The organism is Dictyoglomus sp. (assembly GCF_049968615.1).
In the GTDB taxonomy this organism is placed as follows: Bacteria; Dictyoglomota; Dictyoglomia; order Dictyoglomales; family Dictyoglomaceae; genus Dictyoglomus; species Dictyoglomus turgidum.
Window position 1 is genome coordinate 308,069 of record NZ_JBMFQK010000001.1, and the last position, 26,309, is coordinate 334,377.

Genomic DNA, 26,309 nt, shown 5'->3' on the forward strand with positions numbered 1-26,309 from the left:
TACAAAAGAGGAGAAACATGGACAAGAAATTAATTATGATTCTTGAAAAAATGCAAAAAAACGAGATCACTGAATACTTTGTATACAAAAAGCTCTCTGAGTGGGAAAGAGACGAGAGGAATAAGAAAATCTTTTTAGAAATTGCTGAGGATGAATTAAAGCATTTCAATCAACTTAAAAATTATACCAAGAAAGATTTAAAACCAGATAAAATAAAGATTTTCCTTACTTTATTCCTTACCAAAATATTGGGATTCACTTTCACTACAAAACTTATGGAAAGGGGAGAAGATAGAGCTATAGAAGGTTACAGCGATCTTCTATCTTCTCTCCCCAATATAAACAAAATCATAGAAGAAGAAAAAACTCATGAGCAAAAACTATTAGAAATCCTCGACGAAGAGAGATTACATTATGTGGGATCTATAGTCTTAGGTCTTTCTGATGCATTGGTAGAATTGACTGGAACTTTGGCAGGCTTAACTTTTGCCTTTCAAAACAATAAACTTATATCTCTTTCAGGACTTGTTACCGGAATTTCAGCGGCTCTTTCCATGGCTGGATCAGAGTATTTATCTACTAAAGCTGAAAGTTCTGAGAGAAACCCTCTAAAAGCAGCTATTATTACAGGCATAACCTATATCATAACAGTAATAATATTGATTTTTCCTTACTTACTCACACCTAACTATGCCTTGTCTCTTGTATTGGCTTTAGTTTCTTCCATACTATTAGTGTTGATTTTTAATTACTATATTTCAGTGGCAAAAGACTTAGATTTTAAGAAAAGATTTGTCGAAATGTCCATCATAATATTCTCAGTATCCTTTATAAGTTTTGCTATTGGATTAATCATCAAAAGAGTTCTTGGGATAAATTTAGATTAAAAAGGGGAAGCCTATGCTTCCCCTACTAAACTTAATCTTGGTTTACACCTTCCACTAACACAATATTTATCCTTAAAGTGAGAAACAAATTCTTCTCTGAAATACTTAACTGCAGAACTTACAGGAAGATAAACCGATTGCCCTAAGGGACAAAAAGAGGTATCTTTCATAACTAAACTTATATTAACCATCTCATCCAAATCCTCTTCTGTCCCTTCAAGAGACGCAAATCTTTCAATTATCTCCACAAGTCTCTTAGTACCTACTCTACAAGGGGTACATCTGCCACAGGACTCATGTTTAAAGAACCTCAAAATACTCTTAAGCATATCCACAATACAAGCCCCATCGCTCATCACTAAAATAGCTCCAGAACCAAGAACCGCCTTATATTCCTTAAGATTTTCAAAATCCATTTTTACATCAAGCATCTCTTCCCCTAAAAAAGCTCCTGCAGCTCCTCCTACTAATGCACACTTAAATTTTCCACCATTCTTAATTCCACCGCCATATTGGAAGATAATGTCTCTTAAAGGAGTCCCCATTTCCACCTCAATCAGTCCTGCATTGACCACATCACCAAGAATGGTATAAACTTTTGTACCTGGACACTTTTCCGTTCCAAACTGCCTAAACCATTTAGCCCCATTCCTTATAATATCAGGCACATTTGCCAAAGTTTCCACATTATTAACTACCGTAGGCTTATTTCTCAAGCCTTGAGATACGGGATAAGGAGGCTTTATGCGAGGAATGCCCCTTTTACCTTCTAAGGACTCAATTAAAGCTGTCTCTTCTCCACAAATATAAGCGCCTGCTCCTTTTCTTACCTCTATATCAAAGGAAAAATTAGTGCCCAATATGTTCTCTCCTAAGAGTCCATATTCTCTTGCTGTATTTATGGCTTTTTGCATTCTCTCAATGGAAAGCTTATACTCCCCCCTTATATAGATATAACCCTTTTTAGCTCCCACAGCATAACCTGCTATGGTCATCGCCTCCACGATTCTAAAAGGATCACCTTCAAGAATCAATCTATCCTTAAAAGTTCCAGGCTCACCCTCATCAGCATTACATACAACATATTTTTCGTCAGATGGTATTTTATAAGTAAACTCCCACTTTAGCCCTGCAGGAAACCCTGCCCCACCTCTACCTCTAAGTCCTGATTCTTTTATCTCTTTTATAACATCTTCAGGGGTCATCTCTGAAAGAGCCTTTGAAAGTCCTTCAAATCCACCATTTGCAATATACTCTTCAATACTCTCAGGATTTATAACTCCACTATTCCTCAATACTATTCTTACTTGCCTTCGTGTGAGCCCAATCTCTTCTTTGGTTACTAAAGTTGGCATAGACACTCCTTCAATCATAAGTCTCTTTAAGGGCCTTCCTTTAATAAAATGCTCTTCTACGAGCTCTGGTACATCTTCTAATTTTACATTTCCATAATAAATTCCCTCAGGATAAACCACCATAACCACACCTTTACCAATAATTCCCAAGGGTCCTGTTTCAATAACTGCTATCTCTTTATCTAATCCCCTTTGCTTAAGTTCTCTTATTAACGCTTCTTCCACCTCTTTTGCTCCCGCAAGGAGAGTATTAGCGTCTATAGATATAAGCACATGGCTTCTCGCTATACTCATAAATTCCCCCTCTTTTCCTCTAAGATTTTGTCTATCTTTTCAAAGGTAAGATTACCATACACCTCATCATTAATCATCATGGCAGGAGCCACAGCACATACCCCAAGACAGCTGGTAACTTCTAAAGTAAATACCCTATCTTCGGTCGTCTCTCCAACTTTAATATTTAATTTTCTCTCTAAATACTCAAGTAGAGACTCTGATCCCACTAAGTGACATGGAGGAGAGTCACAAAGTCTTATTACATATCTTCCTCTGGGTTTTAAGCTAAACATGGAATAAAAGGATGCAACTCCTTCCACATAACTTACAGGAAGCTCCAAATACTCCGCACAGGCTTTTATATCTTCTGGGGTAAGATAATTGTAAGGATTGTTATTTTGCAGTTCATGGAGAATCTCAATAATATAGTCTGGATCCCTAGGAAAGGACTCTAAGATTTCCTGTCGAGTTTTCATTTTTTAAGCCCCCCCCAAATTATAAATCTTTTTTTATCTTTTAAATAGTGTAAAAAATAACGATTTACTCTGTCAAGATTTTTCTTCAACCTCTTCCTTGATAATCCCAATCATTATTTCTGCTAAAAAAGGATCAAACTGGGTACCTTTATTTTTCTCTATCTCTTGAATTGCTTCTTTTAAACTTAAAGCCCTTTTATATGGCCTTTCTGCAGTCATAGCCTCAAAAGCATCAGCAACAGCAATTATCCTTGACTCAAGGGGAATATTTTCTCCTGAAAGCCCATCAGGGTATCCTTTTCCGTCCCACCTCTCATGATGATGCCTAACTATTTTTCCCAGATCCTTCAACTCTTCCACTTGAGAAAGAATTTCTTCACTTTTTACAGGATGTATTTTTACAAATTCGTACTCGTCCTCTGTAAACCTGCCATTCTTATTAAGAAGGTTCTGAGGAATGTAAATTTTTCCAATATCATGAACAAGGGAAGCCCAATAAACCCTTTTAATTCTCTCCCTATCAAGACCAATCCTCTCGGCTATCTTCACCGCATACCTTGCTACCCTTTCTGAATGTCCCTGAGTATATCTATCATAATACTCCAGAGTTTTCACTAAAACAGTAATTAATTTTGTTAAATAAATTTCTCTCTCCTTTAAATAGCTCCTAAAAAAATAAAAAATTGATATGGTATTTGTAAACTTTTCTATCAGTTTTATATCAAATTCATCAAAATTTTCCTTACTATCCTCAGGAATATCAAGGCAGAAATATCCCCATAAATTATTATTCCATTTTAAAGGTACAATTAAAGATTCTTTTATAGGTTTACTATATTTTAATAGGGTCTCTCTTAATTTCTCATTTCTTCTCTCAATTTTTAAAAGCTCCTTAACCACAATTGGTTTTTCAGAGCCTATGTAATTTCCTTCATCCAAGATCAATCCTTCTAAACTTTTCTCATGTCCTATGGTAGCTATTAGTTTAAAATTGTTTTCTTCTTTTAAAAATATGCTTCCATACATTGCTTTAGGAACAAGTTCAATGACCACCTCAAGAACCTTTCTTAAGAACTCTTCATCTTTTAAAGTCAAATTTGACATCTCTGATATTCCCATAAAAAAACTCCAGAATCTCTCTACGGAATCTTCAAGTTTTTTCCTTGTCCTTTTTATTTCATAAGAAAGCAGCCTACTATAGAGAAATATTAAAAAACCAATAAGAGAAATAGAAATTAATATAGGATACACATATCTTTCAATTAAGGTTTTTCCTCTCTCTTCGGAGATTAAATATTTTTCTGTTAATTCTTCCAACTCTCTTTTGGCAATTCTATCAATACCCTGATCTATTAGAGCTATAACCCAACCTTTGTTTTTAAGGGCTGCTACATGAAGATAATTAGTAGTAATAACAGGTCCCTTACTAAATTTATACAAAAGGTCGTGCTTAATAAGATAATAACTCGCAGGTATATCATCCATGAGAAAGACCTTTATCTCACCCTTTTTAGCAGATTCTACAATCTCAGAGTAATCATCAAAGAATTTAAAGCTGATATATGGGTTCTCCTTTAAAGCAACTTCTATCAAAGCATCTCCTCTTTCCACACCAACCAGATATGGAGTTAAATCCTTTAGAGAAGAGATCTTAGGTATTTCAGTTTTATAATATATGCTTGAAGTAATTTTAAAAATAGGCTTTGAGAAAATTAAGTATTTTTCTCTTTCAGGAGTCTCAAAGATAGTATCAATAGCATCAAACTTCCCTTCAAGAAGCGCCCTTTGAGCTTTTTCCCATTCCATAGGAAAAAGTTCCACCTTTATTCCCATTCTTTCACTCCATATTTTCCAAAAATCCACTGATATTCCTATCAAATTTCCCTTTTCATCTATGAAAGTGAAGGGGGGATAATCTTTATCAACAATAATCTTTAAGGAATTTTGAGCATTAACCTGTAGATTTATAAGAAGAAATATTAAGATTGATAACAGTATATTTCTAAACTTCATAATCATACCTTAATACCTCTTTAAATTAATTATATCAAGATTTATGCTATACTATACCAAAAAGAAAAAGGATTTGCAAAAAATGGGACTTATAATTTTAGCTCTCGCTCCTGGGATCTCTATAGCGTGGTATGTATATAATAAAGATAAATGGAACAAAGAACCATCAAAATTGATTCTTTGGTCCTTCATCCTTGGAGTAATTATTTCCTTTCCTGCTGCTATTTTTGAGCTCATTATGGAATCTATCATTCCTTTTAATTTTAATAGTGATTTTGTTTCACTCTTTCTTTATTCCCTTTTAGGCATTGCCATTATAGAGGAAGGAACAAAGTATTATGTGATATATAAGTATATATATCCAAAAGAGGAATTTGATGAGCCCTTTGATGGCATAGTATACTCAGTAATGGTAGGAATGGGTTTTGCTACTATTGAGAACTTCTTTTATGTAATTTCGGGAGGATATTTTGTAGGAATTACAAGAGCCTTTCTTGCGGTACCTGCTCACTTTGTTTTTTCCTTATTTATGGGATATTCTTTTGGACTCGCTAAGTTTGGAGCAAATCCTGAAAAGCATCTACTCCAAGCTCTTTATTATCCTGTATTTTGGCATGCCTTATATGATTTTTTAATTATTACTCCAAAATGGTACTTATCAATTCTTATATTGCCCATAGTCTATGGGGTAGGAAGGTGGATATGGAAAAAAGGCCAAAAGCTTATTATCTTTAAATCGGAGGAAGAACATGCTTAAAGCAATTCTTTTTGATCTTGATGGCACCCTTCTTATGAACAATTTTGATTTATTTATGAAGAATTATTTTTCCCTTCTAATGGAAGAATTCAAAAAGATAGGAGATGAGAAAGATCTTTTTAAAAATCTAAATTTTGCCATTGAAAAGATGCTCGCAAATAAGGGACCAAAAACCAACTATGATGTATTCTGGGAAGAGTTTACAAAGCTTACAGGAAAAGATAGAAAATACATGGAAGATTTCTTTATGGATTTTTACTCAAAAAAATTTCCTCTTTTAAAAGAACTCTCCCAAGCAAGAGCAAATTCCTATGCTAAAGAGGTCGTTGAGAAATCCTTTGAATTAGGATTAAAAGTAGTGATTGCTACTAATGCGGTATTTCCCCTTATAGCCATAAAAGAAAGACTTAAATGGGCTAATCTTATTAACTATCCCTATGATTTGATAACTTCCATGGAGGTAATGCACTCCTGTAAACCGAACTTAGAATATTATAAAGAGATCTTAGAAAGGATAAATGTAACTCCAGAGAAAACTCTCATGGTAGGAAATGATATAAAAGAGGACCTTTCAGCCTCCAAATTAGGAATCTTAACCTTTTTATACACCCCTCACAATAATCTCATCTTAAATCTTGATCATAAGCCTGATTTTATGGGAGATCTTAAAGATCTTTTTGAGCTCCTTCCTCTACTATCTAAATAAAGTAAGGTGTTATAATATAGTATCCTTGAGGTTTTGGGAGGTGCAAAAATGATAAGTAAGATCCTAATAATTCTTTTTGGACTTGCTTCCATAATTCTTGGAATTTGGGGCCTAATAATCTGGTGGTCTTATTTTGTTAAGGCTCTCATGGCAGTAGTTCCAATATTTCTTTTATTCTTAGGGATAATATTAATCATTTTTGGATATTCAGAGTTAAAAGATCAACTCTCTAAAAAAGAATAAAAATTTAATGGGAGGGGAAAACCCCTCCCATGATTTTTAATATCCTAAGCTTTTATCTACCACATTCAGCATTCTACTAATCTTAGGATAATTTTTTAAATTATGAATAAATATCTCTACAAGCCTACCATCGTAATAAGGGGTCATTCCTGCTATATGAGGAGTTATAATTACATTCTCAAGATTCCATAATGGACTTTCTTCTGGTAAAGGTTCTTCATAAAACACATCAAGAAGAGCACACTGAATCTGCCCATTTTCTAATGCCTTTACAAGAGCATCTTCTTTTACTGTCTTCCCTCTTCCTACATTAATAAAGATGGCATCTTTCTTCATCACTTTAAATTCCTCTTCACCTATTAAATCCTTTGTCTCAGAAGTTAAAGGTAAAACTAAAACAATAATATCTGATCTTCTCAACACTTCATGTAAATCCTTATAGGAAAAAAGCTCGTCAGGGAGAAAAACCATATCATCCTTTTGATTTATATCTCTTTTTACTCCTATAACTTTCATACCAAAACTCTTTGCGATTCTTCCTATCTCTTGACCTATTTTCCCATAGCCTATTATCCCCATGGTCTTTCCTGTAAGTTCCTCACACCATTTTATCTCATCTCTATTCCATTTCCTCTCAAATTTTCCCCTAAGAGCTATATTTATTCTCCTGGTCCAAGAAAGTAAAAGAGCAAACACATGTTCGGCAATTGGTTTAGGATGAACACCACTTGCAGTAGTTATAATTATGTCTGAATTAAGAAGTTCTTCAAAAAGAAGATTATCAATACCTGCTGAGGAAGATTGAATCCATTTAAGATTTTTTGCCTTTTTAAGATCATCCTTAGAGATATGTCCCCCTAAAAACACCTCAGCTTCTTCAATATTTTCCACAATCTCAACATCATTTCTTGCCTCTTTTATCCGTTCTAAATATTCTTCTTTTAAAGGGTAAGCTATATATACTTTCATTTTCACATTTCCTCCCTTTGAAATTTCTTGTTATATTATGTTATAATCTTATTCACTATGGAACTTTACTTATATAATACACTAACAAGAAGAAAAGAGAAATTTGAACCTTTAAATCCGCCCTATGTGGGGATGTATACCTGTGGTCCCACAGTATATAACTATGCCCATATAGGAAATCTGAGGACTTATATTTTTGAGGATATATTAAAGAGAGTATTATTATATAATGGTTATATAGTAAAACATGTGATGAACATTACCGATGTAGGGCATCTTACCTCTGATGCCGACGAAGGAGAAGATAAAATAGAAAGAGAGGCTAAAAAAGAAAGAAGAACCGCTTGGGAAATAGCAGAATTTTATACTGAAGCCTTTAAAAGAGATATTAAAAAATTAAATATTCTTGAACCTGATATATGGTGTAAGGCTACTGATCACATCAAAGATTTTATTGATTTAATACTTATTTTAGAAAAGAAGGGCTACACTTATAAAACTTCTGACGGAATTTATTTTGATACTTCAAAAGTTCCTGATTATGGAAAATTAGCAGGACAAGACTTAGAAAATCTTCTTCCTGGGGCAAGAGTAGAATACAATCCCGAGAAGAAAAATCCTACAGACTTTGCTTTATGGAAGTTTTCTCCAAAAGATGTAAAAAGACAAATGGAGTGGGACTCTCCATGGGGCATAGGATTTCCTGGATGGCATATTGAGTGCTCTGCTATGTCCACAAAATATTTAGGACAACCTTTTGATATTCATTGTGGTGGTATAGACCATATCCCTATACATCATACTAATGAAATTGCTCAATCAGAAGCAGCCTACGACAAACCTATGGCAAAATATTGGCTTCACGGAGAGTTCCTTGTAATGGGTGAAAAAAGAATGGGAAAATCCGAGGGCAATTTCATCACCTTGTCAGATTTAGAAGAAAAGGGATATCATCCTCTATCCTATAGATATTTTTGCCTCACAGCCCATTATAGAAGTCCATTAAGATTTACTTGGACTGCTTTAGAATCAGCCCAAAGAGCCCTATTTAGATTATACGAAAACATGAAGAGATACCCTCAAGAAAATGCCTCCTATGATAAAAAATACGAAGAGGAATTTCATAAAGCTATAAATGATGATTTAGATATGCCAAAAGCCCTTGCCATAACTTGGGAATTAGTAAAAGATGATCAGGTACCTCCCGAAGTAAAGAGAGCAACTCTTCTTCAGTTTGATAAAGTTTTAGGACTTTCCCTTAATAATCCCCCAGAGATAAAGATAGAAATTCCTGAAGAAATTTGGAAACTCGTGGAAGAAAGAGAGTTAGCAAGAAAAAACAAAGACTGGGAAAAAGCCGACAAAATACGTGAAGAAATAAAGAATAAGGGCTACATTATTGAAGATACTCCTCAAGGACCAAGGGTTAAGAAAGCTACACCGTTAACAAAATAATATCAATCCTTATACTTATACATTCTCTCGTCCGCTACCTTTAAAAGAGTATTCAAATCTTCTCCATCCTTAGGATATTCTGCTATGCCATAGGTAAAACTTAAATTAAATCCAAAAGAACTCATCATTTCAATCTCAAATTTTTCCTTTACTCTATGTACTATTTTTTCTGCAGTATCCTTATCAATGTTTAATAAAATAATACAAAATTCATCTCCCCCATATCTTACCAAGATATCATAATCCCTAAAGTTTTTCTTAAAAAACTCTGATACATTTACAAGTACCCTATCTCCTAATTCATGCCCCCATCTATCATTTATATTTTTAAAATTATCCAGATCAACAAAAACTAAAGAAAACAAACTATGATTTCTCTTTATATTCTCATAACTTTCTTCAAGAAATCTTCTGTTATAAACTCCTGTTAAATGGTCTAAATAAGCCAATTTTTCTGTTTCTCTTTTCTCCCACTTTAACTTTTCTTCTCTTTCTTTTATCTTGGAAATCATATATGTAAATGCCTTAATAAAATCTCCAAGCTCATCATCTCTATTTTTTATAAGCTCTATCTCATACTCGCCATTTGCTATTTTGTGAGAGACCTCCACAAGTTTTTCAAAAGGCTTAAAAGTTATATTCAATAAGACTCTTATAAGAGATATAGACAAAATCAAAATAATCCCCAAGGATATACCAAAAATAATTAGCATCATCTTATTAAACTTATGTAAAGAAGTATCTTCCTTGTCCATAACAACATAAATCCCATTCTCCAAAGGAACCACCATATGAAGATAAGGATACTTGTAATAATCTTCTAAACTAACTTTGTTAGAGCTATCCTTAGAAACAAAAGTAAGTCTTATACCCATAATTTCTTCCAATCCTTTTATATACTCCGTATCGACTTTCCTCGCAAAGAGAAGATAAGCACCATAAAATTTTTTTCTATTCTCATCATACACAGGTCCTACAGCATAAAGATAAAAATCTTTATTTATCTCCATTAGAGAAATTTCTATCTCTCTCTTTAATGGAATCTTATTTAACGGAAAATTAAAAGAAGAAGTTATTACTCTTCTATCCTCAGTAAAAAGCACCACATCATAACCTAAGGTATTTTTTATCCATGGATTTATATTTGATTTAATCCAAAGCTTATCTCTTTTAACAACTGCATTCTCACCAAGGTCCTTCCAATAAGTATAATCTTTTATTTGATTTTTTAAAATCTGCTTTTCCCTATTTATGATATATAAAATTGTTCTCTTATAAGCTTCTACTTCTTCGGTCACTCTTTCCCTTAGATTTAGAGCAAGTAAATGAAAAGAAAGCAGAAAAATCAAGAGAAAAGCCAACAATATAACGCCAGAAGCTAAGATTGTTATTCTAAATCTAAAACTCTTTATCTTTATAATGTCTAAGACCTCCAGTCTTTTTGATATCTAAGAAAAAATTATAACATAAGATTTATAATATCAAGTTTTGTGTTAAAATAATTCATGGAGAGGTGGCCGAGCGGACGAAGGCGCTCGCCTCGAAAGCGAGTAGGCTAAATGCCTCGTGGGTTCGAATCCCACCCTCTCCGCCATTTAAAACATGAAAAACAAAGTTAAGAATATTAAGAGAAAGCTTAAAATTTTATACCTCTTTTATAAAGATCCTACTGTTATAAAGATCCTACTGTCCCTCTTATAAAGAAATTTCCTGCCATAATACTCCTTGGTTATACCTTAAGTCCAATTGATCTTATCCCTGATTTTATTCCCATACTTGGATATTTAGACGATTACATAATACTTCCCATAGGCATATATCTTTGTTATAAATTAATTCCCCAAGATAAATTGAAAAAATATGAGGAAATTATTGAAAAGCAAGATCCATCTTTGAAAAAGAATTGGATTTCAGGAGTAATTATCCTTCTAATTTGGATAATCATACTAGGAATCCTATTGAAACGATTGCCTAAAAGTTAATGTTATTGTAAAATGTTATAAAAATAAAAAACGGGAGGGTTAAAAATATGCCTTTTGTGGATCACCGTAATCAAAAAATTAGAAGATCAAAAGAAGAACTTCTCAAACACATGCAAACCTTTAAGTTAGACTTGAAATTTTCCGTAGGAATTTGGTACTTTACCCCTGGTGGTGGTAGGTTCCATGAACCCTATGTAGAACAAAAAGGTATCCCAGAAAGAATAGAAATGGCTGCTGAGATGGCAAAATATGGAGTAAAAGGAATTGAAGCCCACTATCCAGCAGAGGTAAATGAAGAAAACCTTCATCTTTATAAACAGTTAGAAAAAGAGACAGGAATAAGACTTGTTGCGGTTCCACTGAGCCTATTCTATGATAAGATCTTTGAATTTGGCTCTCTTTCTAATCCCTATGAAAAGTATAGAAAAATAGCCTATGAAAGGTTAGTAAATGGATTAAAATTAGTGAAAGAGGCTAATGCAGATATTTGTATTATTTGGCCTGGAATTGACGGATATACTTATTCCTATGGGCATCTATACTATCATATGTGGGATACCTTTGAAGAACTTGTAGCACAAGCCATGGATGAGGTACCTGGAGTACAAGTAGCTATAGAACCAAAACCATATGAGCCTGCTCCTAATAACATATATAGAACTACTGCTGATGGAATTTTAGCTGCAAGAGACATAGAGGCAAGATTAAAGAATCCTGAAAATTTAAAACTTTTACAAGAAGGTCATGCTCTTGTAGGACTTAATCCTGAAGTAGGTCATGTAAGAATGGGATTTGAAGATCTTCCTTATGCCTACGCAAGAGTAGCGAGAGAAGGAAGGTTATTCCATACCCATTGGAATAGCCAACCCTTAGGAAATTATGACCAAGATCTAAATATAGGAGTAGTTGACTGGGATTCCACCGAGGCTCTTCTTTACACCCTAAAAATGGTAGGGTATCAAGGATACTTTGGAATAGATATAAATCCAGAGAGAATTCCTGTGGTTAAGGCTATTGAGATCAATACGAAAGTTCTTCAAATTATGAATGAAAGAATTGAAAGATTACCTCATGATAGAATCATTGAATGCTACTTTGATCCAGAAAACCATAGAGGCGAACTTGAATTAATTCTTGCTGAAAATCACAGATAAGCCCTTTAAAGATGGGGGAGGACTTTCTCCCCCATTATTTTTAACCTCACTTTAACCTATAGTCAAAAAAACCTAAAAATACAAATAAATAAAAGAATTTAGGTAAAAAAATACTAATTTCTTTGATTTTTCCATCTTGCTCTATATGTTGGGTTGTGGTATATATATAACCACAATATTTAGTGGGGAGGGTAAAAATTGAGATGCCCATTCTGTGGATATGAGGATACTTTTGTCATAGATACTAGAGAAATTGAGGATCAGAAGGTAATAAGAAGGAGAAGAGAATGTCCTAACTGTAAAAACAGATTTACTACCTATGAAAGGATAGAAGAAAAACCTATCATGGTTATTAAAAAAGATGGAAGAAGAGAACCTTTTGACAGAAATAAGCTTCTTGCTGGACTTCAAAGAGCAGTAGTAAAAAGAAATATAGATAACGAAAAATTGGAGGCTATAATTGACGAGATCATCACAAATATAAGAAAACAAGGAGTAAGCGAAATAACTTCAAAAGAAATTGGAAAAATGGTGTTAGAGAAACTAAAGGATCTAGATGCGGTCGCTTATGTGAGATTTGCTTCTGTTTATCAAGAATTTAGCTCTTTAGAAGAATTTGCAAAGCTTTTATCTCAAATGAAAGAAGAATAATCTTAACTTAAGGGGGATTAGCCATGATTAGCAATCTGAATGACTTAATAAAAGAATATTTAACAAGGGAAGATTGGAGAGTTAATGAAAACTCCAATATGGGATATTCTCTACAAGGACTAAACTACTATTTATATTCTTCTTTAATCGCAAAATACTGGCTTGAAGAAATCTACCCACCAGAGATATCAAAAGCCCATCAAAGTGGTGACTTCCACATACATGATTTGGGCTCTCTATCGGTATATTGTGTAGGATGGGATCTTGAAGACCTACTTCTCAAAGGCTTTGGAGGAGTAGAAGGTAAAGTAGCAAGCAAGCCTGCTAAACACTTTAGAACAGCCTTAGGACAAATAGTAAACTTTATGTTCACTTTACAAGGAGAAGCAGCAGGAGCTATAGCCTTTTCTAACTTTGACACTTTTCTTGCTCCTTTTATAGCCTATGATGGTCTCACTTACAAAGAAGTAAAACAAGCCATGCAAGAGTTTATTTTCAACTTAAACATACCTACAAGAACAGGTTTTCAAACCCCATTTACAAATCTAAGCTTTGACCTTGTAGTACCAGAAGATTTAAAAAACAAAAAAGTAATAATAGGTGGAGAAAGAAAAGAAGCGACCTATGGGGAATTCCAAAGAGAGATGGATCTTTTGAATGAAGCTTTTGCTGAAGTAATGATAGAAGGTGATGCCAATGGAAGAATATTTACCTTTCCAATTCCTACTTATAGCATAACTAAAGACTTTCCATGGGAAAAATCAAACCTTACGAAAATCTGGGAAATGACAGCAAAATATGGTACACCCTATTTCTCCAACTTTGTAAATTCGGATATGGATCCTTCAGATGTAAGATCCATGTGTTGTAGATTAAGGCTTGACAATTCCTTGGTAAGACAAAGAGCCTTAAGTTTCACTTTGAATAACAATACCAAAAATGTAGATGAACTAAAACATAGGGGAGGAGGACTCTTTGGTGCCAATCCATTAACAGGGAGTGTAGGCGTAGTAACCATCAATATGCCAAGACTTGGATATCTTTCTAAGAGCGAAGAGGAATTTTTTGAAAGATTATCTTACCTTATGGAGCTTGCAAAAGAGAGTTTAGAGATTAAAAGACAAGTAATTGAAGACCTAACTCATAAGAACTTGTATCCTTATTCTAAATATTATCTCTCTGGAATTTATGAACTAACAGGACAATATTGGGGAAATCATTTTGCCACTATTGGACTTATTGGAATGCATGAGGCTTGTGTAAACTTCCTTGGAGAAGGTATAGAAACTCTTGCAGGAAGGGAATTTACCATAAAAGTTTTAAAATTCATGAGGGAGAAATTGATAGAATTTCAAAAAGAAACAAATAATTTGTACAATCTAGAAGCAACCCCTGGAGAAGGCACTTCTTATAGACTTGCAAGAATAGACAAGAACAAATATCCTGAAATCTATACATCGGGAACTGATGAACCTTTCTATACCAATTCTACGCAACTTCCTGTAGATTACTCCGCTGATCCTTTTGAAGTCTTAGAGCATCAAGACGAGATTCAAAGTTTATATACAGGTGGAACAGTACTCCATATATTCTTAGGAGAAGCCTTAGAAGATATAGAGATGGTTAAAGAAGCAGTAAAACTAATTACTTCAAACTACAGACTCCCATACTTTACCCTTACACCTACCTTTAGCATATGCCCAGAACACGGTTACCAAAGAGGAAGTCATGAAAAATGTCCAATTTGTGGAAGAGAGACAGAAATATACTCTCGAGTTGTAGGATACTATAGACCCGTAAAGAGCTGGAATAAAGGAAAACAGGAAGAATTTAAGTTGAGAAAGACCTTTATCTTGACATTAAAGGAGAGGAGAAGAATTGAAAATCTCAGGTTACCTGGGATTTAGTCTAATAGACTATCCTGGAATACCAAGTTTTGTGATATTTACACAAGGATGCAATTTTAGATGTCCCTTCTGCCATAATCCTGAGTTAATATCGCAAAGAAAGAAGGGACAATATTCAGAAGAATTTATACTGGAAGAAATAGATCGAAGAAGAAAATTAATTAAAGGAGTTGTTATCACAGGAGGGGAGCCTACACTTCAAGAAGATCTCCCCTCCTTCCTTTTTAAGCTTAAGAAAAGAAGACTTTTAGTAAAGCTTGATACTAATGGCTCTAATCCAAAAATGCTTGTGGAAATCATAAAAAGCAAGCTTTTAGATTATGTAGCTATGGACTTTAAAACCTCTATTCCCAAATATCATAAAGCCATTGGACTTTCCGAAAGGGAAACAAGTAAATATCTTAAAAATATTTTTGAATCCTTAAGAATTTTAAAAGAAAATAACGTAAGATTTGAGATAAGAACCACAGTGGTACCTGAAATTGTAGAGGAAGAAGATCTCATTGAGATAAGAAAGACAATTGGCGAAGATGTGCCTTATGTTCTTCAGCCTTTTAAAAATGATAAAACCTTAAGTTATGAATTTAAGAACAAAAATCCCTATCCTAATGAGCTTTTAGAAAAATATGCATTTACTGTAAAAGGTAAGTTAAGATGATTTTTTATTGTTCGTAACATTCCTTAGTACTAACAGTCCTAAAATAGTAGCAATTAAGCCCTGTAAAAAATTAGCCCTATAACCTAAAATATCAATCATAACTCCTGATGTTAAATAAGCAATAACTTGAGAAACCGAAACCACTAATGCGTTAATCCCTACAATACTTCCTTCTTTATCTTTCGGAATATAGCTCAATATCAAACTATAAGGAATAACTGTGAGAAAACCAAGACTTATCCCATAAAAAACCGAGGAGATAAAAGCCATATTAATTCTTTGAGTTTGGGAAAACAAAAAACTGCTTATTCCAAATAATGCAAGAGACATAGCAGAAAGTTTTTCCTTTGCAAACTTATCAGCAACAAAACCTGAGAAAAAAGTAGACAAAGCTGTCAACACTCCAAAAATAACAAGTATAATCATATAGTCACTTAAAGAGGCAGAAAGGACATCTTGAAAAAAAAGTAGTATAAAGGAACTTACAGAAGAAATTCCATACCACACAAAAAACTGTAAAAGAAAGAGATTAAACCAAAATTTTCTCCTTAAGAATTTCATATCCATAGAGAAATTTTGTGAAATTCTTTTATTTTCTTTTTCAGGTATAAAGAAGAAAAGAAATGAGGATAAAAAAATGCTCCATTTTAGTAAAGTAAAAGTCAAATTAGAAGCATGAGATATGACTATAATAAAAATATAAATTCCTTGAAAAAATTGTGAAGCAAAATTTAAAACCCCTGTTGCCCTTGCAAAAAAATCCTTACTAAAAAGATCAGGAACAAGGGCTTGATACAAAGAAATAGCAGAATAAAAGAATATATAAGTCAAAGTCAAATAAAGATATAATTCTGAAAGATTTTTGGTCTTCTCTAAAAAGTATATAGATAAAGAAAGAAAAAACAGAGAGACAATTATTAGATACTTTCTTCCTTTTATTAACTTTTTTAGTTTATCTGATAGAAATCCAACTAAAGGTGGTACAAAAATACCCACTAAACTTCCTAAGGAAAGTAGAACCCCTATTTGAGATTTTGAATTAACAAACTTGTTTATAAAAAATATCAAAGAAAACCCACGAAAAGCCTGAAAAAAAGAGAGCCCAACTCCCCCAACACTCAAGAGCACTAAAATTTTTGTTAAAAAATTTACCCTATTACTCTTCACAATAGAGTAATTTTATCACCAATAGAGAAAATATTGAACCATCAATTAGCTTACATAGACCTCAGAAAGTATCCTTTGGGCTGCCTCAATTAGTTTGTCCGATGCATAAGTCTTAGCATGATCCATAATCTTGTTAATTAAGTTATCAACTTCCTCTTTGGGTAAAGTCTTAGAGGCAAAATCTATGATTAACTTAAGGGCTTCTTTCAAGAATGCTCTCAATTCTTCTTCTTGAGAATTGGCAATATTTCTGTAAAAATATGGGAAATTCTGTTTTGATTCTGATGGGAGATAAGAGAATAAATGCTTGACATCAGATAAGCTCTCGGAGATAAATCTGTCCCACTCCTTCACAAACTCTTCTCTCTTGCCTATTTTTTCAAATTTTGCTAGCATCTCCTGCCAAGCCATAAAGAAATAGTTCAGAAGATCAAGTTTTATGTTATACCCCAAAGGCAATACTAACTTCTTGTCAAGGACCGACTTTATCAACTGAAGTCTCCTAAGATCTCCAAAGGGTAAAATATTCTCTACATCTTTAAAGGTCCTTTTTCCATCAAGAGACCACAATACAATATTTTCTTCAATTACTTCACTATATTTTATAGGGACGTAGATTTTAGACATGAAAGGATCCAATTCCTGAGATAAGAATAAAATCTTTCCAGTATCAATCACATTATTGATCTCAAGTTTTCTATAATTTTCTATGAAAAAAATACATTTTTTATTACGTTAAAATATTCATTAGAAGGAGCATCTTTAATTAAAGGATAGACATTATACCATTCTACTTTTCTATCCTTCGTAAGTATCTCAAAAGCAAGTTTATAAGTAGTCAATTTATTCAATTGATCGGACCATTTCTTCCTAAAATCTCTTTCATTTTCTCTTTCAAGGGTAAATATGAAGTATCTCCAAAAAGTATAGGTCCAGAATAAATTAATATTATCATCAATTCTTAAAAGATTCTTATTTCTTCTTAATTTCTCAATTATTCTAAGGGTTCTATATTCACCATAAGGGGAATTTAAAATTATATCTTTTGTTGTTCTAATCCCATCAAAAAGATTTCCTACTTGTCTTTCCTCGTCAGATAAATTAGCAACATTAACAAAGAGAAACACTAAATCCCCAAGATATTCTATTAAATCAATATCCTTTGATACATCTACCAAAATATGGAGAGGATCAAGATTTAAATTAGCTTTAGGAGCCTTTTCATCAGGATAAAAAGCAAAATTTCCTTCTTTCCAAAGAGCAAGATGCAAAATAGCATCTTCATCCTCACAGGTGTCTGCCTTTATATGCTTTATTTTTCCATCCTCAAAGTAAACATCAGTCTTTTTTTTATCCTTTGTAAGTTGTAGTCTACCAGTTTTCCTACTAAAAGATAGTATCTCTAAAACCTCCCACAAGGAGACACTTTTCAGATCCCCATTAAGGCTCATTAGTTATTCTCCTTTCTTAATAATATTTTTATAAAGAAGGGGAAGAACTCCATCTTAGAGCCTTCCCCTTGCTTAAATTATATCACAATTTATACATTAATTTAAATAGTCTTTAAAATAGCTTGCAAACAAATTAAAAAGTTCTGGAGTAATTCTAAAACTCTGTTTCCCTTCCACAATTACCAGATCGTCAATATATAAATCAAGGGTAGAATTACTAGGTACTTCTACATATAAAGCTAAATCAAGGATATTTACTCCTGCAGGTATTTGATATGTTCCAGAAAGCTCTATCCATTTGCCACCTGGGGTCTCTTGATTGTGGCTTATCCAATCATATTGAGTACTACTATCACTATCATACCTTCTTCTCATAGTGATACCAATATGCTGAGGTAATTCAGAATTGTGCTTAACCCATAAAGATATACTGTAAGTCTTTCCTGGTTTTAAAAGATCCTTTAGTTGAATTTGAGCTCCATTCCAACCTACTTTTCTTCCCGTAATATATAAGCTATATTTTCCTGTATGCGCATCTTTATCAACCACAGCTATGGATACACCTTCTCCATTAGGAGTCCATCCCTCTTCTTTTCCAGATTCAAAAGTAGTAATAAGAACAGCATTAGGTATATTTGGAACTTCCTTAGTTACTTCTTTCACAGCTTCTTGAGAAACAGCAATAGGCATCCCTGTCTCCTTAGGGGCACAACCGGAAACTACAAAGATCAAAAATAACACCAAAAGCAAATAGTATAGCTTCTTATACAATTTAAACACCTCCTTTTGGTTTTAAGAGGAGGGGAATATATTCCCCTCCTCTTTTTCTACTGCTTAAAGAAGAACTGCTCTGGGAAGGAATTTAACTCAGATCTATATGGATCATCCCATAGTATCCCATCGGGCACATTTCTTAACTTATTGTTTACGATCACAAGTTGAGGAATTCCTCCTACCGTTCCAATAATCCAAATATTCTTTCTATGTAAAGCTATAATTTGCCTTATAATTGTATCTCTTTTTCTTGCATCAACAGTTCTATTGAATTCGTCCCACAAGTCATAGATCTTCTTTATGTCTCCCGTTGGCTCTTCCCCCTCTTGCCCTTTTGTCCAATACCATCTTGCATAGAGTGGTGCCCATGGTCCATCGGTCCATGTACCAAGAAGTCTTCCTGCAGAAATTGCCACATTACTCATTCTATCCATGACCCAAACACCTATTTCTATATCACCTGAATTACATTGCGTAGTATACAAGCTTCTATCTACCTGCTTGATTATAGTTTTTATTCCTATCTTTTCCCAATAACTCTTAATAAGCTCCATGGTACTCATGTTAGCACTACCGGGATATGTAGTGAAACTTACTATAAGCTCAATTGGCTTTCCATCAGGTCCAATTCTAAATCCATCTTTTCCAACCTTAAGCCCAATAGCATCAAGTAATATCTTCGCTCTTCCTGGATCATACTGAGCATAAGCTTGTGCCCATGCCTTATCATAATAGGCTGATCCAGGTGGAATAGCTGCTTGCATTGGAACTCCAAGACCAAAGAATAAAATCTTATTAATCTCTTCCCTATTTATTGCAAGGGATAAGGCTTGTCTAAACCTTGCATCTTGGAAGAGTTTCCTCTTCACTGGATCCTTTACATTCTGGTTCAAATATATGGCAGGATCTGCACCTGTTCCTGTTCTCCAAATAAGAATTCTGTAATTACCTTTATCTTTATTTTGCATAAATAGGGTGTAGTTAGGTAATCTCATATGGCGAGCTTGGAAGTCTATTTCTCCTGCTACAGCCTTCATGTTGATCATTTCTGCATCACTTACTAAGTAATGAACTACCCTATCAATATACGGCAATTGATTACCTTCTGTGTCCACCACAGGATAATATGGATTTCTCTCCATTACAAATACAGGCTCATTGGGGCTCTTGCTCACGATCTTCCATGGAGACATGGTAGGTAGATCAGGGTTTTGAATGTAATCTATCATAAACTGAAACAATTCATACCACTTATTAAAGCCTTTTTGTTTTGCAAGAGCCTCTAATTTATCCTTAGGAGTATATTTAGGATGAAATTGCATTAAGTAATGTTTTGGTGCATAGAAAGCAAAAGAACCTTTGGAATTATCAATAAACCACCCCTGAGTTGGGAAGGTATAAATAAACATTGGATTGGGATTCTTAAACTCAATCCTAAAAGTATAATCATCTACTTTTATAAATTTAGCTCTAACTCCATCTTGAACAAAACCAGAAGGAAATGTAGGGGTTAATTCCTCATTTCCTATTACATCCTCATACCAGAAGATTACATCATCAGTAGTCATAGGATGTCCATCAGACCACTTCAATCCTTCTCTCAATTTAAAAGTAAACACTCTACCATCCTTTGAGACTGTATATTTTTCTACCAGCCATGGAAGAATAGTTTTACTGTCCGATGCCCATCTCATTAGATTATTTGCATCATAACAAATCTTTGCTATTCCCCACCTATCTCCAGGTCCCATCCAAGCTCTTCTGAGAGTTCCACCATAAACTCCAACCTCTTCTAAAGGTTTTACCACAATGGGATTTTTAGGAAGTCTTTGTTCTACTGGTGGAAGTTTCCCTTCCCTTACAAGTGCTGCAGTCATAGGAGACTCATTATACTTTTTCTGTCCTACAATGGTGTTCCTGAATATTAGTATGAAAATCAAAAGAATACTCAAAAACTTAACATATTTCATAACTTAATCCCACCTAAGTTATTGGAATACCCTTTAAATTTAATTCCTTAGCAAAATGGCACGCCACATAATGTTCATTCCCAATATCTATTAACTCAGGTCTCACCTCCTTACAAATATCCTTTGCATAGCTACACCTTGGATGGAAATAGCATCCAGAAGGAGGATTAGAGGCATCAGGAACCTCGCCTTTAAGAAGAATTCTACGAGTCTTCATCTTAGGGTCGGGCTTAGGTACAGCAGAAAGTAAAGCTTCAGTATATGGATGCTTAGGATTTTCAAATATCTCCTCTGTCTTTGCAAGTTCTACAATTTTCCCCACATACATTACTGCCACCCTATCACATATATGCTCTACCACGGAAAGATCATGAGATATGAAAAGATAAGTTAATTTAAACTCTTGTTGAAGATCTATAAGCAAGTTTAGAACTTGAGCTTGAATAGAAACATCAAGAGCAGATACAGGTTCATCACATATTACAAGCTTAGGATTCAAAGCAAGTGCCCTTGCAATACTTATCCTCTGTCTTTGCCCTCCAGAAAAAGCGTGAGGATATCTTTTCATGTATTCTGGTCTTAAACCTACTTTCCTCATAAGATCTGCTATCCTCTCATCTAACTCTTTGCCCTTTGCCACATTATTTACAATTAAAGGTTCTCCTATGATATCCCTTACTGTCATTCTGGGATTTAAAGATCTAAAGGGATCCTGAAATATCATCTGCATATATCTTCTCACACTTTTTAGTTCCTTTTGAGAAAGTTTTGCTACATTTATTTCTGTTCCATCTACATGCAATATTACATCTCCATCAGTAGGATCATAGGCACGAAGTATCACTTTTCCTGTGGTAGTCTTTCCACAACCCGACTCTCCCACAAGCCCAAGAGTTTCTCCTTCTCTTACAAAGAAACTTATATCATCTACCGCTCTAACTGTTGCTACTCTTTTCCTTAAAAAGCCTTTAGTTATGGGAAAATACTTTTTTAGATTTTTCACCTCTAACAACAAATTATTCATGACTCTTCACCTCTCCATAAAGTAGACAACTTACTTTATGTCCTGGTTTTACCTCTATGAGTTCTGGAACCCTTACATCGCACAGTCCTTTTACAAATTCAGGACATCTGGGATGAAAAGTGCAGCCTGTAGGAAGATTGTAAGGATCTGGAACTATCCCTTTAATGGCTTTTAATCTCTTCCCTTTAACTTTTTTACCAATTTTGGGAATAGATTCTAATAGCGCCTTTGTATAAGGATGCATTGGATTGTAAAAAATCTCTTCTACAGGAGCACTTTCTACAATTTTACCTAAATACATTACAATAACTTCCTCAGCCATCTCAGCTATTACCCCTAAGTTATGGGTTATCATCATAACTGCCATACCAAATTGCTTTTGTAACTCTTTGAGAAGCTCAAGAATTTGAGCCTGTATCGTCACATCTAAGTTTGTAGTTGGCTCGTCTGCTATAAGTAGCCTTGGTCTACAAGAGAGTGCCATAGCAATCATTGCTCTTTGGAGCATTCCACCGCTGAACTGATGAGGATACTCATCGACTCTTAACTCAGGTCTTGGAATTCCAGCAATTCTCATGAGTTCAATAGCTGCATCTCTTGCAGACTTCTTATCCAATTTTTGATGGAGCATTATAGCTTCTATTATCTGCTCTCCCACGGTATGCACAGGAGAAAATGAGGCTCCTGGCTCTTGGAATATCATAGCTATTTCTTTTCCTCTAATACTCCTTATTTCATCCCCCTTAGGGTCTAATTTAGCTAAATCTATAATTTGTCCATCTCTATATAACAAAATCTCTCCTTGAATTTTACTTCTTGGTCCTGTAAGTTTTAAGATAGATAGTGCCGTTACACTCTTTCCACAACCTGATTCTCCTACTACCCCGAGAGTTTTTCCAGGTTTTACATCAAAACTTATTCCATCTACAGCCCTTACTGTACCCTCATCCAATATAAAATAGGTCTTTAAATCCTTTACCTCTAAAAGCTTATCCATTTTTACTCCTCCCTACCTTGCATAAGGATCTGCAGCATCCCTCAATCCATCACCCACAAAGTTAAAAGAAAGCACCACAAGAATAACAAAAACCACAGGAAGCAGTAACCAAGGTGCTAAAGCTACAGTTCTAAAATTTTGAGCATCCTGTATTAAAACACCCCAACTTATGGCAGGAGGTCTTATCCCCAGTCCAAGGAAACTTAAAGAAGTCTCACCTATGATCATACCAGGTATAGATAAAGTCAAGGAAGCTATAATATGACTCAAGAAAGAGGGAAGAAGGTGTCTAAAGATTATTCTACCTTCGCTTGCTCCTGCAAGCTTTGCGGCAGTTACAAAATCTTCTTCACGCAGAGACAAAAATTTGCTTCTTACCTCCCTTGCAAGTCCTGTCCAACCAATAAAGGAAAGAATTATAGAGATAGCAAAATATACCTTTACAGGAGACCAGTTGGCAGGAACAGCGGCAGATAAAGCCATCCAAAGGGGTAAGGTAGGAATACTTCTTAATATCTCTATTATTCTTTGAATAATAATATCAAAAGGTCCACCATAATATCCCGAAATTCCTCCTATAATAATTCCAAAAAGAAAACTTAAAAATATATCCACAAGCCCTACTGTAGTAGAAATACGGGTACCATATATAACCCTTGAAAACACATCTCTTCCTAAACTATCAGTTCCAAAGAGAAATATATGCCCATCTCCTTCTACACCAAAAAGATGTATATCTGTCTTAAATAGACCTAAAAGTTTATACTCATGCCCTCTTACAAAAAACTTAATAGGATATTTTCGGGTTTTATCTTCACTGTATATCCTTCTTAATGTATTTGGATCTATATCCATTTTATACGCATATACAAAGGGTCTCAAATGAAATCCATGCTCATCCACAAAATGAATTCTTTGGGGAGGAGCAAGAACATATCTTACATCATATTTGTAAGGATCATAAGGGGCAAAAAACTCACAAAAAGCTGCAATAATATAAAAGATTATAAGAACCACCAAACCAGCAATTGCAAGTTTGTTCCTTCTAAATCTCCACCACATTAACTTCCACTTGGAAGCAACATATATCTTCTCTTCTTTTTCTGGAACCTCTTCTATAAATTCTTCTCTTTTCTCAACTTCTGCCATATGATACCCTCCTCTTACTCATACCTTACGCGAGGATCTACCCATGCAAGAAGAAGATCCGATATTAAAGTCCCTAACATAGTTAGAAAACTTAACATAAGTAAAAAGGCACCTGCCAAGTACATATCTTGGTTTCTGAGAGCCTCAAGAAGTAAAGGGCCAGATGTGGGAAGATTCAAAACTATAGCGGTAATTTCAGCACCAGAAACCAGAAAGGGAAGAGACCAACCTACAGTACTTATAAAGGGAATCATAAACCCTTAAGGGATATTTAAATACCACTTTCCATTCCTTTAAACCCTTTGCCCTTGCAGTTAAGACATAAGGCTTATTTAATTCATCAAGAAGATTTGCCCTCAAAGTTCTAATCATTCCAGCAGTATTTGCTAAACCAATAATAACCACAGGCACCCATATATGTTTCAGCATATCTACAAACTTAGCAAAACTCCATTTTGCTTCTAAATATTCTGGTGAAAAAAGTCCTGTCAAATTCTGCCCAAAATAAGCATAAGCCACCCAAAGAAGAATCAAAGCCACCATAAAAGCAGGAACCGAAAGTCCAATATATCCTAAAAAGGTAAAAAAGTAATCTCCAAAGGAATATTGATGAGTAGCAGAATAAGTTCCTATTAAGAAACCAACTACCCAAATGAAGACAAGGGTAAACAAAGATATGACAAAAGTTATAGCAAGTCTTTCCCCTATAAGCTCACTGACAGGTCTATTGTAAAGTAAAGACCTCCCAAAATCTCCATGTAAAACATTCCAAATCCAAAGAAGATATTGTTCCCATATAGGTTTATCAAGTCCATATTGTTTCTTTAAAGCCTCTATGGTCTCTAAATTCACCGATTCACCGCTAGTGGCAAGCTGAGCTATATAGGAGGTCAAAAAATCACCAGGAGGAAGTTGAATTACTACAAAAACAATTATGGAGACAAAGAATAAGGTTAACAACATATAAAGGATTCTTCTTAATAGATACTCTTTCACCTGAGTTTAGCCTCCTCTCATTAGAAACATAGAAATTATGAAATTTTTTTGCCCCCTAAAAAATATTTTATACAATAAAAACGTTTGCTAATCGTTTTTATTTAAATATACATTATATCTCTTTCAAAGTCAATATCTTTTATAAATAAGAAAAATCTTGAAATATGCAAAAAAAATTCATAGAATAAAAAAAATTAGACAATTATATCTTGTGGTGTTAAAGTTTAAAAACATGAAAAGGAGAGTTGAAACATGAGGAGAAAAGAAAATAAATCACCTACAATGAAGGACGTAGCTAAACTTGCAGGCGTTTCTATAAGTACTGTATCCCATGTGATAAACAAGACCAGGTATGTAGAGCCTGAAACAAGAGAAAAGGTTTATCGAGCTATAAAAACCTTAGGATATAGGCCAAATATTCTCGCAAGCAGTCTGAGAAAAAAAGTAACTAACACCATAGGGCTTATTATCTCTAACATTACAAACCTTTTTTATCCTGAAGTAGTAAGAGGAGTTGAAGACTACTTAGCAAAATACAATTATAATCTTATTCTATGCAACTCTGATGAAAACGTAGAAAAGGAGAAAAATTACATAGAGGTTCTTTTTAGTAGAAGAGTTGATGGACTTATCATTACTCCAAGTAAAAGTAGCGAAACAAGAGAAAACCTGGATCTTTTTCGAGAGAAAAACATTCCTGTAGTTCTTGTAGATAGAAAAATTGAAGGATTAGAAGAAGATGTGGTACTCGCAGACAATGTGGGAGGAACATACGAAGCAATAAATTACCTGATAAGCTTAGGTCATAAAAGGATAGGAATAATAACAGGTCCTTTAGATACAACTACAGGTTATGAGAGACTTGAAGGATATTTTAAAGCCTTAGAGGAGTCAGGAATTAATAAGGATGACAACCTTATATATGAAGGAAACTTTAAGGAGGATGGCGGTTATAAAGGGATAGAAGTCCTACTTAACATTAGCAATCCACCTACCGCTGTTTTTACCAGTAATAATCTTATGGCCCTTGGAGCTCTTAAAAAAATAACTGAGCTTGGATTAAAAATTCCTAAGGACCTTTCCTTAATATCTTTTGATGATATGGATTGGTTTCCATATTTTTCTCCTCCCCTAACAGCAGTCTATCAACCAGCATATGAATTAGGAGAGACTGCAGTAAAACTACTCTTTGAGAGATTAAAAAGGGGAAGAAAAAAGAGAAAAGAGGTAATATTACCCACAAAATTGATTATAAGAGAATCCTGCGCTCCTCTTAAATAAGTTAAATTAAG

General features: G+C 34.2%; 24 protein-coding genes, 1 tRNA gene and 1 pseudogene. 12 read left to right on the forward strand and 14 right to left on the reverse strand.

What is annotated here, in order from left to right:
* The first annotated feature begins 17 nt into the window (after positions 1-17).
* Positions 18-887 (forward strand): VIT1/CCC1 transporter family protein, encoded by an 870-nt coding sequence (locus ACP5QL_RS01585; RefSeq protein WP_273334099.1) that lies wholly within the window; start codon positions 18-20, stop codon positions 885-887.
* Positions 888-898: 11 nt separating this feature from the next.
* Here ACP5QL_RS01585 and nuoF read toward each other — a convergent pair whose 3' ends face one another.
* The 3 genes from nuoF to ACP5QL_RS01600 form a co-directional block, all read right to left on the reverse strand.
* Positions 899-2,536 (reverse strand): NADH-quinone oxidoreductase subunit NuoF, encoded by a 1,638-nt coding sequence (gene nuoF, locus ACP5QL_RS01590; RefSeq protein WP_012584033.1) that lies wholly within the window; start codon positions 2,534-2,536, stop codon positions 899-901.
* Positions 2,533-2,994 (reverse strand): NADH-quinone oxidoreductase subunit NuoE, encoded by a 462-nt coding sequence (gene nuoE, locus ACP5QL_RS01595; RefSeq protein WP_012584034.1) that lies wholly within the window; start codon positions 2,992-2,994, stop codon positions 2,533-2,535. Before nuoE ends, nuoF begins: the two co-directional genes overlap by 4 nt.
* A 72-nt stretch (positions 2,995-3,066) precedes the next feature.
* Positions 3,067-5,013 carry an HD domain-containing phosphohydrolase gene (locus ACP5QL_RS01600; RefSeq protein WP_428125033.1) on the reverse strand — a complete coding sequence of 649 codons (1,947 nt, stop codon included), beginning with the start codon at positions 5,011-5,013 and terminating at the stop codon, positions 3,067-3,069.
* A 76-nt stretch (positions 5,014-5,089) separates the two neighbouring features.
* Between ACP5QL_RS01600 and ACP5QL_RS01605 the strand changes: the two genes are divergently transcribed.
* From ACP5QL_RS01605 to ACP5QL_RS01615, 3 genes are read left to right on the forward strand one after another with little or no spacing between them, the layout of a single operon-like run.
* Complete coding sequence (locus ACP5QL_RS01605; protein ID WP_428125035.1) at positions 5,090-5,764, forward strand: PrsW family intramembrane metalloprotease; 675 nt, start codon at positions 5,090-5,092, stop codon at positions 5,762-5,764.
* On the forward strand, positions 5,757-6,470 hold the full coding sequence (locus ACP5QL_RS01610; RefSeq protein ID WP_272996473.1) for an HAD family hydrolase: 714 nt from the start codon (positions 5,757-5,759) through the stop codon (positions 6,468-6,470). The genes ACP5QL_RS01605 and ACP5QL_RS01610 overlap by 8 nt, the downstream gene beginning before the upstream one ends.
* A 48-nt stretch (positions 6,471-6,518) precedes the next feature.
* Positions 6,519-6,713, forward strand: a complete 195-nt coding sequence (locus ACP5QL_RS01615; RefSeq protein ID WP_012584038.1) for a hypothetical protein — start codon at positions 6,519-6,521, stop codon at positions 6,711-6,713.
* A gap of 36 nt (positions 6,714-6,749) precedes the next feature.
* Here the strand turns inward: ACP5QL_RS01615 and ACP5QL_RS01620 are convergent, their stop codons facing one another.
* Positions 6,750-7,682, reverse strand: coding sequence for a D-2-hydroxyacid dehydrogenase (locus tag ACP5QL_RS01620; RefSeq protein WP_428125038.1), 933 nt, complete (start codon positions 7,680-7,682; stop codon positions 6,750-6,752).
* A gap of 57 nt (positions 7,683-7,739) precedes the next feature.
* Here ACP5QL_RS01620 and cysS point away from each other — a divergent pair, with 57 nt between their 5' ends.
* A complete protein-coding gene (cysS, locus tag ACP5QL_RS01625; protein WP_272996467.1) occupies positions 7,740-9,137 on the forward strand; it encodes a cysteine--tRNA ligase in 1,398 nt (465 codons plus the stop codon).
* Between the two features lie 2 nt (positions 9,138-9,139).
* Here the strand turns inward: cysS and ACP5QL_RS01630 are convergent, their stop codons facing one another.
* Entirely contained in the window at positions 9,140-10,486 is a 1,347-nt protein-coding gene (locus tag ACP5QL_RS01630; RefSeq protein ID WP_428125041.1) for a sensor domain-containing diguanylate cyclase, read from the reverse strand.
* A gap of 158 nt (positions 10,487-10,644) precedes the next feature.
* On the opposite strand from ACP5QL_RS01630, the gene ACP5QL_RS01635 reads away from it, so the two are divergent.
* The 6 genes from ACP5QL_RS01635 (at position 10,645) to ACP5QL_RS01660 (ending at position 15,489) form a co-directional block, all read left to right on the forward strand.
* Positions 10,645-10,731: transfer RNA gene (locus tag ACP5QL_RS01635), tRNA-Ser, on the forward strand.
* Between the two features lie 160 nt (positions 10,732-10,891).
* On the forward strand, positions 10,892-11,119 hold the full coding sequence (locus tag ACP5QL_RS01640) for a hypothetical protein (protein ID WP_428125141.1): 228 nt from the start codon (positions 10,892-10,894) through the stop codon (positions 11,117-11,119).
* Positions 11,120-11,166: 47 nt separating this feature from the next.
* Positions 11,167-12,273 (forward strand): TIM barrel protein, encoded by a 1,107-nt coding sequence (locus ACP5QL_RS01645; RefSeq protein ID WP_012584043.1) that lies wholly within the window; start codon positions 11,167-11,169, stop codon positions 12,271-12,273.
* Between the two features lie 198 nt (positions 12,274-12,471).
* Positions 12,472-12,924: a transcriptional regulator NrdR gene (gene nrdR / locus ACP5QL_RS01650; RefSeq protein ID WP_012584044.1), complete on the forward strand. Its 453-nt coding sequence runs from the start codon at positions 12,472-12,474 to the stop codon at positions 12,922-12,924.
* Between the two features lie 23 nt (positions 12,925-12,947).
* Positions 12,948-14,831, forward strand: coding sequence for a ribonucleoside triphosphate reductase (locus ACP5QL_RS01655; RefSeq protein ID WP_272996459.1), 1,884 nt, complete (start codon positions 12,948-12,950; stop codon positions 14,829-14,831).
* A complete protein-coding gene (locus ACP5QL_RS01660; RefSeq protein WP_012584046.1) occupies positions 14,803-15,489 on the forward strand; it encodes an anaerobic ribonucleoside-triphosphate reductase activating protein in 687 nt (228 codons plus the stop codon). The genes ACP5QL_RS01655 and ACP5QL_RS01660 overlap by 29 nt, the downstream gene beginning before the upstream one ends.
* On the opposite strand, the gene ACP5QL_RS01665 is transcribed toward ACP5QL_RS01660, so the two are convergent.
* The 9 genes and pseudogenes from ACP5QL_RS01665 to ACP5QL_RS01705 form a co-directional block, all read right to left on the reverse strand.
* Entirely contained in the window at positions 15,481-16,656 is a 1,176-nt protein-coding gene (locus ACP5QL_RS01665) for an MFS transporter (RefSeq protein ID WP_012584047.1), read from the reverse strand. The genes ACP5QL_RS01660 and ACP5QL_RS01665 overlap by 9 nt on opposite strands.
* Positions 16,657-16,701: 45 nt before the next feature.
* On the reverse strand, positions 16,702-17,334 hold the full coding sequence (locus ACP5QL_RS01670; RefSeq protein ID WP_428125046.1) for a hypothetical protein: 633 nt from the start codon (positions 17,332-17,334) through the stop codon (positions 16,702-16,704).
* A gap of 29 nt (positions 17,335-17,363) precedes the next feature.
* Positions 17,364-18,107, reverse strand: a complete 744-nt coding sequence (locus ACP5QL_RS01675) for a DUF4388 domain-containing protein (protein ID WP_428125048.1) — start codon at positions 18,105-18,107, stop codon at positions 17,364-17,366.
* Positions 18,108-18,203: 96 nt separating this feature from the next.
* The gene (locus ACP5QL_RS01680; protein WP_428125054.1) at positions 18,204-18,878 is read right to left on the reverse strand and encodes a carbohydrate binding domain-containing protein; all 675 of its coding nucleotides are present in this window, start codon (positions 18,876-18,878) and stop codon (positions 18,204-18,206) included.
* 56 nt (positions 18,879-18,934) lie between these two features.
* Positions 18,935-20,851 (reverse strand): ABC transporter substrate-binding protein, encoded by a 1,917-nt coding sequence (locus tag ACP5QL_RS01685; RefSeq protein WP_428125058.1) that lies wholly within the window; start codon positions 20,849-20,851, stop codon positions 18,935-18,937.
* A 13-nt stretch (positions 20,852-20,864) separates the two neighbouring features.
* Positions 20,865-21,875, reverse strand: a complete 1,011-nt coding sequence (locus ACP5QL_RS01690) for an ABC transporter ATP-binding protein (RefSeq protein WP_273334114.1) — start codon at positions 21,873-21,875, stop codon at positions 20,865-20,867.
* Positions 21,868-22,872 (reverse strand): ABC transporter ATP-binding protein, encoded by a 1,005-nt coding sequence (locus ACP5QL_RS01695; RefSeq protein WP_012584052.1) that lies wholly within the window; start codon positions 22,870-22,872, stop codon positions 21,868-21,870. Before ACP5QL_RS01695 ends, ACP5QL_RS01690 begins: the two co-directional genes overlap by 8 nt.
* 12 nt (positions 22,873-22,884) lie before the next feature.
* Positions 22,885-24,021 carry an ABC transporter permease gene (locus ACP5QL_RS01700; protein WP_428125062.1) on the reverse strand — a complete coding sequence of 379 codons (1,137 nt, stop codon included), beginning with the start codon at positions 24,019-24,021 and terminating at the stop codon, positions 22,885-22,887.
* A gap of 14 nt (positions 24,022-24,035) precedes the next feature.
* Positions 24,036-25,017 (reverse strand): annotated as a pseudogene (locus ACP5QL_RS01705) (ABC transporter permease).
* A 252-nt stretch (positions 25,018-25,269) separates the two neighbouring features.
* Between ACP5QL_RS01705 and ACP5QL_RS01710 the strand changes: the two are divergent.
* The gene (locus tag ACP5QL_RS01710; protein ID WP_012584055.1) at positions 25,270-26,298 is read left to right on the forward strand and encodes a LacI family DNA-binding transcriptional regulator; all 1,029 of its coding nucleotides are present in this window, start codon (positions 25,270-25,272) and stop codon (positions 26,296-26,298) included.
* Positions 26,299-26,309 lie beyond the last annotated feature (11 nt).